Source organism: Chitinophaga filiformis, assembly GCF_021646545.1.
Lineage (GTDB): Bacteria > Bacteroidota > Bacteroidia > Chitinophagales > Chitinophagaceae > Chitinophaga > Chitinophaga filiformis_A.
Genome location: NZ_JAKIRP010000003.1, coordinates 351,681 through 366,084 on the forward strand (window position 1 = coordinate 351,681; position 14,404 = coordinate 366,084).

A 14,404-nucleotide genomic window follows, 5' to 3' on the forward strand; every position below is an offset into this window, starting at 1 on the left:
TGCAATAACGCTGCGTATGTTAATTTAAGTGTTCTTTACGCTTATTTCCGGGTAACTGCATATGTCAGTTCAAAGTATTCTTTATGCTCATTTCCGAATAACAGAGCACGTCTTTACAATTCCTGGTACACTTATGTTTATTACAAAGTAGCTGCAACGACACTACGCGTCTTCGTATCAAACACCAGAATACCTTCGCTGCTGGCATCTAACTGTTCGATAAGCGTACCAGTATTATCCCATATACCTGACTTACCGGCACATTCAAATCCATCGGACTCTCCTATTGCATTCGACAACAATACCGTCATCTCATACTGCTCTCCTATTTCTGATAATCTCGCGATAGCTTTATCAATCCCTCCTGTCGATTTCACCGCACTAACTAAATACACTGCTGCTCCGCTTTTATACGCGTCTTCTACATGTGCCGGCACCGAGAGCTCATAACAGATAGCTAAAGCCACATCGCTTTCTTCTCCTAACAGGCTAATGGTACTTTGTCCGCTAACGAAGTAAGGATCTTCATCTGCATGCAGGTACTTCTTCGCATAGACATGCCTGTCTTTATCTGGCTGAAACAACACCATACTTATCGTGATACCTGTATCCGCTTTCAGAGGAGCGCCGATCCCGATGGTTACCTGCCTGGCATCGCTGATGTGTTGGAAATCGTTCAGGCTTTCATCATCGATACAGATTGCCAGATCTTTGGCCAGTGTAGGCTCATAACCTGTTATGGACAATTCCGGGAAGATGATAGTGTCTGCACCGTGGGAAATAGCCAGATCAATGATCTTTTTGTGGTTGTCTATATTGCTCCGGATGTCGCCTTTTACCGCTTTTGCCTGTGCTACGCAGAGTTTCATAGTCTAGTTTTTTGTGGATGCTTGCCGGGTTAGGATGACGTAATATTATTGCTATATTTTAACAAAAAAAAACCGTTCCAGATATTTTTCAGGAACGGCTTTTTTATTTATCTGTAGCGCAACAGGGAATCTAATGATCGTTGCTCAGCCTGGGGGCATTGACGGCCGCAGAACGGTTAGCAGTAGTGATCACTTTCCGTTGCTGGAGATCGAATCGCTGTCCCCTGCCCAGGAAATAAAAAGGCCCATCGGTGCTGTATTCGCCTGTAGGACTTTTCTGTTTTTCGTTGATGTGGGCTATGTCGTAAATAGCCACATAGGAGTTTCCGACCACTTCAAATGTATCTTTCTGCACCACGATAGCCGTACTTTCATCAATACCGATACCTAGCAGGTCGGGATGCGCCTTTATAACACCTACCAGGTCAAACTGCCGGTTACGACGAAGGATGTGCTGGTCGATAGCTGTATGATGTATCAGATCAAGCCCCTGTACATGATCGCCTTCCAGGATGCCGTTCCCTTTAGTATCGCCTCTCAGCAGGAATGAACCCTGGATGGTAGCTCCCGCAGAAGTACCGCCTATTACTCCTCCGCGGGTGAGTACGGCTTTGATCTCCTTCTCTGCCAGTGTATGCAGGTAAGCGTCTGCAATCTTCCACTGACGGCCGCCGGGAAACCAGATGCCCGTCGCTTTTTTTAATGGCGCTACAAAACTTTCCGTGTTGGCTACTTTCAGGTCGCGTGTGTGCAGCACTGTTACCTGGGCTACACCGAGGTCCTGCAGCAGTTCCTTTTCAAATGATTTGCCGGTGGCAAGCGCTGAGTCTTCACCAGCAGTAGGGATCACTACAATATTGGCATTAGGTCCGCCGGCCAGCTCAATAAAGCGTGCCCATATTTCCGGCCCCACTTTGCCGCCGCCAACGATGATCAGGGCTCCTTTCTGAGGGCCAATAACGGCGTCAGCCTGCACCGTATTCGAGGATTGTGTTACGCCGGCACTGGCTACGTTGGATGATTGTGCAGTAGCAGCTGTTTTTTGCTGTGCGGCAGCGCCGGCAGCTAAGAACAGGCAGCCGGCGGAGAAAAAAGGCATGATCAGCCGTTTCATCGGATCGTATTTAAGGGGTTTATAATCGTGTTTTTTCTGTTGATAGTCTCTTGGGGCCATCACTCATGTTATCATTGCATATATGGTTCCTAATAGCCAGGATTAGGGTCCAGATCTTCATCCGCCAGCAGTTCATCTGCCGGTATCGGGAACACATAACGGTTTTTGTCAGTTACACCCAATACTGCCGCTACCCTACCTGTACGCACCAGGTCAAACCAACGGTCGCCTTCGAAAGCAAATTCCAGCCTTCTTTCATGCTCTATCGCCAGCATGATCGCCTCTTTTGTATCGGCTGTACCGGGAGCAATACCGGCACGGTCGCGGATGGCATTCAGGTCCAGCAGGGCTTCTGTCAGCTGCCCGTTTTTCGCCCGTGCTTCTGCCCGTATCAGGTACAGTTCTGCTATCCTTATCAGGTAGGCAGGATCGGTACCGGTGGGCGTGCGATAGTACAGTTTACCATACCAGAGATTTCCCGGGGGAGCGGTCTGGCCTATCAGGGCACTTCTGTTACCACCCACGGCGGGGTCATTCAGCAGCGCCACCAGCTGCGCATTGGGCGCCCACTCTCTTCTGCCGCCCAGAGCAGGTGGCAGCCACCAGTTATAATGCCCGTTTTTGAAAGATACGCTATAACCAATCTCCAGCACCGATTCTGCGGTCGCTACCGCATTGTTCGCAAAGAAGGCATTATAAGGTTTTAACAGCCGGTAATTAGCTGCATCGTCAATAACCCTGGTGGCATACACATCGGCAGAATCCCATTGCTGCTGATAAAGGAAATACCGGGCTTTCAGCGCCCATGCTGTTTTACGGGTAGCCCTGTTCCTGTTGGTGGTCAATGGCAGCAGCGCTGCCGCTTTATTCAGGTCACTGAGCACCTGCTGATATGTCTCATCCAGGCTGCTTCTTTTAATGCCGGCATGATCGCCCGGCAGACGCGTAGGTGTCAGTATGAGCTGTACGCCTCCCCAGCCCCTGGCCAGATCGAAATAAGATAATGCCCTGATAAAATACGCCTCTCCTGTCAGCTGATCTTTCTTTACCTGTGTAAACAGCGGATCAGAGAGTTTTGGAATAACATCAATAATGTAGTTCGCAGAAAGGATCGTCCGGTAAATCGCTGCCCAGGAAGAGGCCACGTTGCCATTATCGGCCGTTATCTGACGGTTGGCTATCTGTGCCGGCGCGGATTGCGAACCTGTCCACTGGATATCCCCACCCGACAGGTAAGATAATGCCTGAAAATTGGAGCCGTAATAACTATCATTCCCCAAGAGGTTATAAAGACCATTTACTGCAGTTTCTGCGCTTGCCAGGTTGGTAATAGCCGCTGCATCGTCCACCTGCTGCTCGGGCTGCACATCGAGGAACTTTTTGCAGGAGGTACTCAGCAGGGAGATACCGGCTAAAAGATATATACTTAATCTCATGTTCATCATTTTAAAGTGTGAGGTTCAGGCCAAATTGCACGGTACGCGGTTGTGGCGGTGTTCCGAGATCATAGCCCTGTACATTGGGATCGGAAGTAACATTCACTTCGGGATCTGGTCCTTTGTATTTTTTCAGCAACCAGAGATTTGTACCGCTCAGGTAAAAACGGATATTACTGGCATGGATACGGTTAGCCAGCAGTGCAGGTATTGTATATCCGAGTGTAAGTGAACTTAATCGCAGGAAGGAACCGTCTTCCAGGAAGCGGCTGATAGGATTGAGAGTATAGTTATTACCGATAGTAGTGATCCTTGGTACATCGGTCACATCACCTGGTTTCTGCCAGCGGTTCAGCTGATTTTTGTTGATAGCCCTGCGGTCATCGCGTGTACCGCCGGATTCATGGAAGAAACGGTTGCTGTTGTATACTTTATTACCCCATTGGAAGTTGAAGAACAGCGCGAGATCAAATCCTTTATAGCTTACATTGTTATTCAACCCTCCAAAAAATTTCGGCGTTGCCTGTCCTGTCATCTGCCGATCAGCTGCTGTAAGTTTACCATCTTTATTCACATCTTCATACACCGCATCTCCGGTTTTTGCATCGACGTATAACTGGCGATATACAAAGAAGGAATGCATGGGATATCCCTGCGCCATCCTTTCCACGCTATACGACGCATCTATCGGGATATTCAGTTTTTCAATCCTGTTAATGTTACGGGAAATATTGAACCCTGTCTGCCATATAAAATTCTTACTGCGGATGTTTGTGGTGTTGATACCCAGCTCAAAACCTTTGTTACTGATCTCGCCGGAATTGCTGGCAATGGTACGGAAGCCGCTGCTGACAGGCAATGGCAGGTTCAGTAACAGGTCAGAAGTATATTTATCATACCAGTTAAATTCTATGCTGATACGATCGTCGATCAATCCGAGGTCGAGGCCGAAGTTCCATTGCCGGGTAGTTTCCCAGCCCAGCTCCGGGTTAGCCAGTTGCTGCGGAACAGTACCCGGATTGTCCAGGTAATTGGAGCCACCACCCCAGAGGCCACGGGACGCAAAATTGCCTATACCGTTCTGATTGCCTGTCAGACCATAGTTCGCCCTTATTTTCAGATCGCTGATCGCATCTACCGCCTGCAGGAAGCGCTCTTCCTTCGCACGCCATGCCACGCCAAGAGACGGGAAATAGCCCCATTGATTGTCTGCGCCGAATTTAGAGGAAGCGTCTGCCCGGAAATTCACTTCCGCCAGGTATTTCCCTTCGTAGTTATATTCCACACGGGAGAAGAAAGATACCTGTCTGTTCTCTGCACGATTAGAGGAGGCGGTAGTAGTAGCGGCGGAAGCGATCTGTTTAAAAGCGTCGCTGGGGAAGTTGGTACCCTGTGCAAATGTTTGCTGCGCAATATTGCCCTGGACTGAGTTCCCTACAAGTATTCCCAGTGTGTGCCGTTGTCCCGGGCTGGTGCGATAAGACAATGTCTGTTCATTCACCCAAACAATATTCTTACTGACGCTGGAAGTAGCCAGGCCTTTACTGGCACTTCCCCTGTTCGTATAACTGTTCCAGTATTCGTACTCGTCATAGTCGTTATAGTCCAGGCTCCAGCTGGTACGAAACTTCAGCTTACGCAGGATGTCAGCTTCTGCGTATAAGTTGCCGATATAGCGGGTGCTGGTGGAATGCATATCTGTATATTTGATAAGTACATCCAGGTTATCAAAACCGGCCCATTTAGCATAGGTGCCGTCATCATTGAATTTCGGCAGATACGTTGGTGTATGCAGGGCTGCCTGTAAAATGCCTCCCTGCGGACCGTCGCCTACACGTGCATTGGTACGGCGGGAACGTGATAAAGAGTTGCTGGTACCTACGCGTACCCTGTCATTGATCTGCTGATCGAGGTTTACTTTCAGACTGGCACGTTGGTAGTCGTTCGTTTTGATATTAGCCAGTTGTTTGTTAAAGCCACCGCTCAGATAATATCTTGTTTTCTCGTTACCGCCCGACAGCGAAAGGTCATAGTTCTGTATAGCTCCTGTACGAAAGATATCATGCAGCCGATCATATGTAGGCTGCTCTTCCGGCAGGCCGCGGCCGCCTTCCGACTTTGGCCGGAAAGGTCTGGTGGAAACGGGTTTACCATCATTGCCCCAGGCTTCATTGATAATGGTTGCATGTTCAGGCCCTGTTACCAGTTCCCACAATTCAGGCGCCCATGCTACACCTGCATAAGTATTGAATGCCACTTTCGGGCGACTGTTGTAAGTACCTCTTTTAGTGGTGATGAGTACAACGCCGTTGGCAGCGCGTGCGCCATAGATGGCAGTAGCTGTAGCGTCTTTGAGAATGGAGATAGACTCGATGTCCGCCGGATTAATATCCGCCAGCGGATTATTTGCCTGTCCCTGTGTTGTTACTTTCTGTAATGACTGGTTGTTGATGAATACACCATCTACAACATATAAAGGATCGTTTCCCGCATTAATAGAAGTTGTTCCACGGATACGAAAAAAGATCCCGTCTCCCGGAACGCCTGTATTGGCGCTGACCTGCACACCTGGCGCGCGGCCTTCTAACTGCTGATCAAAACTGGCTACCGGCCGGTCTTTGATACCTGCCGCCTTAATACTGGTCACGGCCCCAACGACCGCTTTTTTACTTTGCGCGCCGTAACCCACAACGATCACTTCGCTCAGCGCACGGTTCATAGAAGAGGCAATGGTGGTGTCGGGAGGTGCTACCGTTTGTGCATGAATGAATAAGGGCCCCCCCAGTAAGCATAGCATGATAAGGACGTGTAAACTTTTTTTCACATCGAACAATTTTGGTAATGGAAATACTCATCGGCAGCTGCTGCCGAGGGAATGGAAGGTTGCTAAAGTATTGATAGGTAATAGCCGTTTTGTGTTGGTGGGATACAAACGGGCTTTAGTCTACTAATTATGTAGACAAAATTAGTTTAAAAAATCAGTTATCAAAATAATTGGAGATTTTTCTTTATTACTGTTTTTTTAATGAGTGGGCTGTTATGCTAAAATGCGATTCCGAACTGGAAACCGATACCTATTGTAGAAGGATGGTCATTGCCGAAACGGGCGGGCACGGGTATTGCCACGAAATAACTACAGTCCTTGTTCTTTTTGATCACTTTATTCAGTACAGGTGTTACTCCATATCTACCTGACGTTTCAAACGCAGCACGGCCTGCGAAGGTGAATCCATGGCCGAGGGAAACGAGTACTCCGGGATGGAAGAGGAAGTTGTTCATTTTACTGGTTCCATTCGCAGCCCGGATGAAGGGAACGAACTCACAGGAGAATCCAATCTTCTGGCTTTTCCAGATGTTAATACCTGTGGGTAATCCGCCGACATAGGCGCCGTCGAAATTCCAATGTGCGCCACCGTCACCGAAATGTACAATAGGATGTAATATTCCTACGTAGCCGGCAATACGGGGGTAGGTGGTCTGTGCGGTTAATTTTGATGAAAAAGTAAAGAGCAAAATAATAGTGATAGCCGTTCGCATTAGTCGTTTTTAATGCAATGCTATTTTAATCCAGTTGCGGAAAATAGAACGGAAATGACTGTTTGTATGTTCTTTACCTTTTTTGGGGATTATAGAAAGCGTCCCGGTTGTTAAGCCGGGACGCTTTTTGTTTAAATGATCGTCAGATCACTTCTTCTACTTCGGTAACATTACCTGGCAGGTCTGTTGCCGTAATCAGGATACGTGTACCCGGTAAGGCAGCATTTGCTGCACTGGTTGTATACTTCCAGTAGTTGCCGATATCCGGAACTGCGTCTCCCTGCTCCAGCTCCGCTCCTGCCGCAGACAGGATTGTTACATTTACAGATTCGACACGGACGACATCCTTCACCCGGAATGAGATCTCATTTCCTGCGACGCCCTTGTACTTCCTTGTATCAATATCCAAAATACGCGGCGGTCTGACTGCATCCTGGAAGGCAGCATTAAAAGCAGTTTGTCCAGGTTTTGCGGCTGCCGCGTACATTGCCTTCGTGGCTGGATTACCGATTGCCTTCTGGGCATATGCTGAATAACGTTCGAAATTCAGCTGTACCGCCAATTGCTCCTCGGTCGGTGGTTTTGTGTTAGGACCACGTCTGGGACCGGAAACTGTCTTATTTTTTCTTACACTGAAGGTTACGTTTCCAATAGTACCGGACGTTCCTTCCATCATTTTATTTTGTTTTATGTGTGCCATAACTTTCTAAATTTTAAGATTAAAAAAAGGTTTACTACAATCACAACCGTCGGGTGTAACAGGAGGCACCTCTCTCCTGTTGCGGGTGCAGCCCCTTTTGCTGTGATTGATGACACAATGTTAGGAAGGATTTTGACGCGGTTTTGGAGAAAGTGCACGAGGAGGCGAAATTCGATCACGAGGAGGCGAAATCCCGTCATGAGACCCCTCATTTTCCACACTTCCAATCACTGTAAAACGGTTAAAAAAAGACTTTCTTATTTCTTGTGTAAGCAAAATCTCTTCACCCCCCGTTACGATGATCGTGTCCACTCCGACACTTTTGATGTATCTCAGGGAAACAATATAATTTCTGTGGGTACGGAAGAAAATATTGGGGGGAAGTTGCTTCTCGATTTGCTTCAGGCTGTATTTAGCAGGTAGGGAACGACCGTCTGTAAGTTTTAAAAGGATATAATGCTTCTGTACTGTGATATAGATGATCTCCTCATAAAAGACCACTTCGTGAATACCGTTTTTTGTATAGATCAGAATACCTTCTTTCATTAATATCAGGAATCGTGAACAATTTGGGTTTAGGACAGAGAGGGAGGGAGCTGTGAAAGCTACGTAGGGAATATAGTAGTAGGGATAGTAGTAGCAATAGGTTAGACTGACCAGTAATTGGGTTACGGAACTGGGAATTGCTTGTTGCGGGATTAGCCAAAATGGTCTTCATAATTCAAAACTTTAATATTATAAAAATAACAGTTGTGGGATTGAACAATAATCATGTAATTTACTGAAAAATAGATATTTAGAGATCAAAATGAGATTTAAATTTTTCAAATTATTATTGTTATAATTTGGGTGGAATTCCAGTAGACATATAGTTGAGATTCGCTTATCCTCCCTTAATCCTCCCTTTTTAAGGGAGGATAAGCGAATCTCAACTATATCTCAAGCGAATCTCCAACGGGTTTTAATGCCAGATGTACCATTTACGTGAGACAATTTCATTTCATGTTCCTTGTCAGCAAACGCACAAGCGCAGTGATCGACCGCAGATCACTCGTATACATGACAAAAATTTCAACCAGCATCTGACATACTGTATATTCGCAATATGAAAAAAGAGTTTGATGCCTTGTAACACCAAAGTGCTTACAAGTGAAATACAAAAAAGTATTGAAGGAGACGACTGATAACAAAACCTACAAATGGGCTCATAAGCGTTTGTACGGTCGCTGTTGGATCTGTCCTTATCACGGAACATTCTGGAGCCGATGCTCAGATATCCGTTGGAAACACTACTATTACTTCGACGATGGAACCCTTGACCTTCACGCCAGGCGGTTCCACAATCCGCCAAATTGGAAACTGGTCTCTAAGAACAAGAAGCAGTGGATGAAGATCTAATCCACTTTGAAATTGGGTAGGAGTAAAAAAGGAAAGCCGCTTCCAATGAAGCGGCTTTCTTCATAAAGAAGTTATCAGCATCCCGGTCGATCTGTCGAATACGTCTAATGACTTTCAAGATAGTCTTTAACTGCAGAATGATATACGCTCATTCCACGCCGGATTTTATAGGCAGCTTTCTTTACCGGATCATTGATAATGCTTCTTGCATATTCTATTGCAGTGGTAAAATTACTGTTAGATTTTAACTGCAACTTCGAAGGGACGACATTACTCATGTCGGGACATTTGCTGATAAATACCTTCCCTTTACGGGTTTTCAGCACAAAGCCCGGAGCTATTTTACCGTGGCCCAGTTTTACGCCGGTTAATAATGGATTTTTAGTTCTTGCCATAGTTTTTTGAGTTAAAACTAGGGAAAATGGGATTGCGGGTTTTACGCAATTAAAAAGTGACAACATAGGTACATTTCTTTTTATACGATTTAGGCAACAGAAAAACTTTTTCTAATTTCATAGGTCAAATTGGGCGGGTAGCATATCTATTTTGCAATTGGGTGAGAATAAAAAGGAAGCCGCTTCTAAACGAAATAGCCTCCTTCTTTCAATAGTTTTTTCATTTAAAACAAATGAAATTCTTATTGCGGTTCTTACTCAATTAAAAGTGGCAACACATGTATACTTTTTTGCAACGGGTTATTTCAAGAATTCCAACAACTCTGGATTAGAGCATACTAGAATAAATCAGTCCTGAGTAAAACCCCGCCCGTTTCTTTGCTTTAATAGTTTCCCGAATAACGTTATTGAGCAATGCAGTGCTAATACGCCCTCATCACATACCCAAACACCCCATGCGTCTCATTACCCGGACCCGCTACATAAAACAACTGCGTCGATGGAGTAGATGGTATATTCTCCAGCGCCCATAACCCATCAATTACAATCGGATTATCCCCTTTCTTCAATTGACCTAAAAACGCTCCATCCTGATCATACACATTAATCTTCCCATCTCCAAAGTTCCCGATAATAATCGTATTATTTACTTCCCAGAATCCGTCGGCAGCAGCCACAATACCCCAAGGGGCATTCAACGCACCCTGTGATGCAAATCTTTTCACAAAAGATCCATCGGGTTTGAAGATGCTCACATACCCATTCCCCTCCCCTTTTACATCATCCTCTTTCACTGCATCCTGTTTTGCATATGTCACATATAGATTACCTCCTATACTCCTGATATTGAACGGCGCATAACCAGCAGGCATAGTCGGATCTACAAATGGTTTGCCGGTGACCATGTTGAAATCCTTGTCAAATACATCAATAGTTCCTGCATAAAAATTAGCGGCATACAGGAAATTAGCTGCACCATCTTTAGCCAATTCCAATCCTTTATAAACCGCATGAGCGGCCGATCTGTCGGCGACAGTAGTTGCTACCGCACCAGCGGCCCAGGCAAGAATAAGACCATCTTCTGTATTAAAGATAAATTTAGCTGGTGCCCCTCCTACCATAAAATCGCTTGTTCCATTATAAACGATACCCGTAGGTCTACCACCGGTGGAGCTTCCGGGAGCTCCGATACTAACGGGCGACTGCAAGATGGCGCCACTTTTATCGTAGACAGTACTGAGGCCGGTACCATTGTTCGTTACCCAGATGGCGCCTGCGGGATTAACAGCGATACCCCAGGGATTTATAAGATTGGCATCTACCTGGCCAGAACTATAAGGACCACTACCAACATCTGTTACAAGGGCCACCTGGTTGTAATTCTTGGTAACGGGAGGAGGATTATTGTTATTATTATAACCGTTGTCTTTACTACAACCTATGTTTAACACAAACAAGACTATTAAGCTGGCAAGGGGCCAAATAAAAGAATTTCGCACTGATGTCCGGATAGATCTGTCTTTACGTGACCCTGCGGTTACAGCATTTATCACCGGGCATCTTTCAAACAACACTATCATTTCTTTCAATTTAACGGTGAACGAATAAGGCATGCTACATAGCATGTCTGTACCAGGAAGACAAACTTGGGCAGGAACCGTACTTTTTACGCTTCACTGGAGGGACCAAACAGGACACAAGACATCTAAACCGCTGTCTATTAATTAATACGTGTGTTTAACCGGAAAAGTTGCCTTAGCATTCCGGGGCATATTTCTGCTGCACTTTTCATTCACTATACTATTTTGACCTTATAATAAGTGCCGCATCATAATACATTACGAATCAACTATGTTTAAGATAGTTTTAAAACAGTCCACTTAATACCCTTAACCGATTGAGCATAAAATATTTAGACAAAACCCAAAGATTTTTTTTCAGCGCACCCAACCTTTTGCCACTCCCCCACCGTTCATCTTTATAAAACAAGTACTCTATGAAAAAACTTATCGGAGTCCTGGCCGTTACCGGGTTTATTATTTTTATTCAAAGTTCCTGTACCAAAGAGTCGCTGCAGGAGAAAATGAAGGGAAAGGGCCTGGCATATGAGCAGGATTCCATTCCTACGGATAGCATTCCTCACGATACCATTCCACATGATTCTATCCCTCATGACACCATTCCTCATGACACCATTCCTCATGATAGTATTCCATACCCACCTCATGATACGTTCCCTTATCCGCCTCATGATACTTTCCCGCATACACCGTATCCACCACATGATACGTTCCCGCATATCCCATACCCACCACACGATACTTTTCCGTCCTATCCTCCCTATACCCCGCATCCGCCACATGACACGTTCCCGTCACATCCAACGTATCCACCACACGATACGTTCCCTTCCTATCCGAATCCACCCCGGCCACCGTATGATTCCTTCCCGCATCACGATACAGTAAGAGTTCGTAAGCGGGGCTAGAGCGATGGCTGTAACTAATCAGGCTCAATATCGTTACAGTAGTCAAAGGCCACAATTGCTACTGTAGCGGAGCAGGCTATATTTGTACTTTTACCGGAGATGCTCATAAGGGGAGCTATCCGGTAAAAGTCATTTTTAACAGCCACCTTCGCAATGCAGGCATAGCACGAGCATAAATTATTGTATACCTATCGGAACAATTTCATTTGGAAGATATTCAGGAATTGATCAAACAGTGCGTAGCGAACGACCGCTTAGGTCAGGAGAAACTTTATAAAAAGTTTTATCCTGCGCTATTCCTGTTATGCCGGAAATTCTTCCCGGAGCAGGCAGACGCACTGGAAGTGCTGAACGATGGTATGCTAAAGGTTTTTAAAAATATAGGACTATTTAAGGACGACAAGGGACAATTCTTCAACTGGGTATATACAATAGTGCGTAATACTGCGCTGGACAAGCTAAAGACCGCTAAATGGACAGAACATGTAGGTGTAGAGGGCATCGATGTTTCGCATAGTGATAATCCACTTTCTGCTATGGAGTCGGGAGATATCTATAAACTGCTGGATGTCTTACCGCCAGCTACCAGAGCTATATGCATTCTATTCTACCTCGAAGGATTTTCTATTAATGAGATATGTGCAAGATTACAATTGAGTCAGGGTACCGTAAAATGGCACCTGAGTGAGACAAGAAACAAATTAAAGCCGGTATTATTAAAGTATTATTCTTAAAATGGCTGAGCAACATCCGGGTAATAAAAACTTCAACAAAGAGGAATTACCAATTCCTATACCGCCTGCCGATCAGGCGTGGCAGTCCATGCGACAAAAGCTGGACGCCGAATTGCCTGTGGATGGGAATTTGCCAGCCCATACCCATGTACGCTACCTGTGGATAAAAGGCGTATTTGTGATAGCTGCTGTAGCGGCAGCCGGTGTACTCTTGTGGTATTACATGCGTAAACAAAATACGGGGTTAGCTGCTGCGGATAATGCTAATCATGATACCAGCCTGGCTTATATACAACCAGTATCTCCGGCGTCCGACAGCCAGACACTGAGACTATCAAAAGAGAACGATACTGCTTTTCAACACGCTATATCTCCAACGATAAAGAGTGCATCAACGATAGTCAATGATGTTCCTGTAACTGCGTCTTCCCAGGCGGCAGCCGGTCTACATCCATCCGAAACACAACCCGTATTACAATCATCGGCAACACAGCGATCAAACGCATCTACGCCATTACTGTCATCATCAACTGCTGGCAAACTACAACCTACAGGTAGAAAAATCATTACGTTACGGTCATCATCCATTGCTAACAAACCACAACCTGTAGCTGGAAAAACTACTAGCCAACAAACAGCAGAGCAATTGGCAACAGGCGAGGAACCTTTAAAGCAGCTTACAAATAACGACCTTCCTCCTATCGAAAAAAAGTCTACCGCTAAGCAACAGACTACCGGCAAACGGCCTTTCAAACAGCCTGTTGCCGGCAAATATCCCCTTACCGAACCAAAGAATTTAGCCAGGCAGGATGCAACAGACAAACAGCTGTCAAAGCCATCTGCATCTGACGGAAAACATTACGGGGGAACAACGCGTACGCCTGTCGCTGAGCCACTGGTAGCACAGAAACAACAGTTGTCAGCCAGTGCTCAGACCAATACAGACAAACACGCAGTGAGGGAAATGGAAGACCATCCCTCACTGCAATTATCATTTATACACGCTCCTGTTGCAGGGTATAAAACCAGCTTACAACATAAAGCAGATCCGCTTGTATTACGTCGCTCAGGCGATCAGCATGCAGAAAAACCCTGGGCTTTATATGCCCAATTGAATGTAGCGCTACCATTCTATGATAGCAGTTTCTATTTCCTGGGACCTAACGGAAAAAAACAATTCTACCGGCGCCTGATCCCTACTGTGAGAATTGAAAGGAGGCTATGGAAAGGCGCGTTGTCTTTGGATGTACAACCTTCAGTCAGCGCTGTTCCTAAATCCAATATACAAACGGACGTTGGCACCACATGGACGCCCTTTGATACCACCAGCTCTTTACTAAAGCAATTTGGTTGGGGACTAGCCTTGCAATACCAGATCCGCGTCCATTCCAGGTGGCAGATAGGTGCGGGTATACAGGCCAATTTCATGCAAAAGGCACTTATGCGGCTGACGGTTATGGACTCTACCATGAGAATCGTAAAAGATGGCATTTTTCCCGCCTCTGCGGCGGATAAACAAGATTTGTCAAGACTTCATATCAATGGCGTGGTGGAACTCGACTATATGGCTGGTAAATGGCAATTTGGGCTGCGCACCCTGGTGCCGGTTACACGGATAAGTAAAACAAAGGATATTTCAGCCAGGCCGGTAAATGTGGAAGTAGTGTTTAGGAGAAGGTTGTGGGCAAAGTAAAATGAGTTACCTCAAATTTATATATGCCAATAATTTTATT

12 protein-coding genes are annotated in these 14,404 nt (G+C 45.8%); 3 read left to right on the forward strand and 9 right to left on the reverse strand.

All coding sequences use genetic code 11. From position 1 onward, the window contains the following. Positions 1-140: 140 nt before the first annotated feature. The 9 genes from L3C95_RS11185 to L3C95_RS11225 all read right to left on the reverse strand — a co-directional run bounded on the left by L3C95_RS11185 (position 141) and on the right by L3C95_RS11225 (position 10,900). Positions 141-869 carry a carbon-nitrogen hydrolase family protein gene (locus tag L3C95_RS11185; protein ID WP_236386159.1) on the reverse strand — a complete coding sequence of 243 codons (729 nt, stop codon included), beginning with the start codon at positions 867-869 and terminating at the stop codon, positions 141-143. Between the two features lie 130 nt (positions 870-999). Beyond that, the gene (locus L3C95_RS11190) at positions 1,000-1,983 is read right to left on the reverse strand and encodes a cyanophycinase (protein WP_236386157.1); all 984 of its coding nucleotides are present in this window, start codon (positions 1,981-1,983) and stop codon (positions 1,000-1,002) included. Positions 1,984-2,072: 89 nt separating this feature from the next. Further along, on the reverse strand, positions 2,073-3,419 hold the full coding sequence (locus tag L3C95_RS11195; protein ID WP_236386156.1) for a RagB/SusD family nutrient uptake outer membrane protein: 1,347 nt from the start codon (positions 3,417-3,419) through the stop codon (positions 2,073-2,075). Positions 3,420-3,429: 10 nt separating this feature from the next. Next, positions 3,430-6,243, reverse strand: coding sequence for a SusC/RagA family TonB-linked outer membrane protein (locus L3C95_RS11200; protein ID WP_236386154.1), 2,814 nt, complete (start codon positions 6,241-6,243; stop codon positions 3,430-3,432). 218 nt (positions 6,244-6,461) lie between these two features. After that, positions 6,462-6,956: a hypothetical protein gene (locus L3C95_RS11205; protein WP_236386152.1), complete on the reverse strand. Its 495-nt coding sequence runs from the start codon at positions 6,954-6,956 to the stop codon at positions 6,462-6,464. Positions 6,957-7,098: 142 nt separating this feature from the next. After that, entirely contained in the window at positions 7,099-7,656 is a 558-nt protein-coding gene (locus tag L3C95_RS11210; RefSeq protein ID WP_236386150.1) for a hypothetical protein, read from the reverse strand. Positions 7,657-7,776: 120 nt separating this feature from the next. Further along, complete coding sequence (locus tag L3C95_RS11215; protein ID WP_236386148.1) at positions 7,777-8,202, reverse strand: LytR/AlgR family response regulator transcription factor; 426 nt, start codon at positions 8,200-8,202, stop codon at positions 7,777-7,779. A gap of 956 nt (positions 8,203-9,158) precedes the next feature. After that, on the reverse strand, positions 9,159-9,449 hold the full coding sequence (locus L3C95_RS11220) for a hypothetical protein (RefSeq protein ID WP_236386146.1): 291 nt from the start codon (positions 9,447-9,449) through the stop codon (positions 9,159-9,161). Between the two features lie 422 nt (positions 9,450-9,871). Continuing rightward, complete coding sequence (locus L3C95_RS11225) at positions 9,872-10,900, reverse strand: TIGR03118 family protein (protein ID WP_236386145.1); 1,029 nt, start codon at positions 10,898-10,900, stop codon at positions 9,872-9,874. A gap of 545 nt (positions 10,901-11,445) precedes the next feature. Between L3C95_RS11225 and L3C95_RS11230 the strand changes: the two genes are divergently transcribed. The 3 genes from L3C95_RS11230 to L3C95_RS11240 all read left to right on the forward strand — a co-directional run bounded on the left by L3C95_RS11230 (position 11,446) and on the right by L3C95_RS11240 (position 14,364). Then, positions 11,446-11,937, forward strand: a complete 492-nt coding sequence (locus L3C95_RS11230) for a hypothetical protein (RefSeq protein WP_236386143.1) — start codon at positions 11,446-11,448, stop codon at positions 11,935-11,937. Positions 11,938-12,143: 206 nt separating this feature from the next. Next, positions 12,144-12,671, forward strand: a complete 528-nt coding sequence (locus L3C95_RS11235; protein ID WP_236386142.1) for an RNA polymerase sigma factor — start codon at positions 12,144-12,146, stop codon at positions 12,669-12,671. Position 12,672: 1 nt separating this feature from the next. Next, on the forward strand, positions 12,673-14,364 hold the full coding sequence (locus L3C95_RS11240; protein ID WP_236386140.1) for a hypothetical protein: 1,692 nt from the start codon (positions 12,673-12,675) through the stop codon (positions 14,362-14,364). The last annotated feature ends 40 nt before the right edge of the window (positions 14,365-14,404 follow it).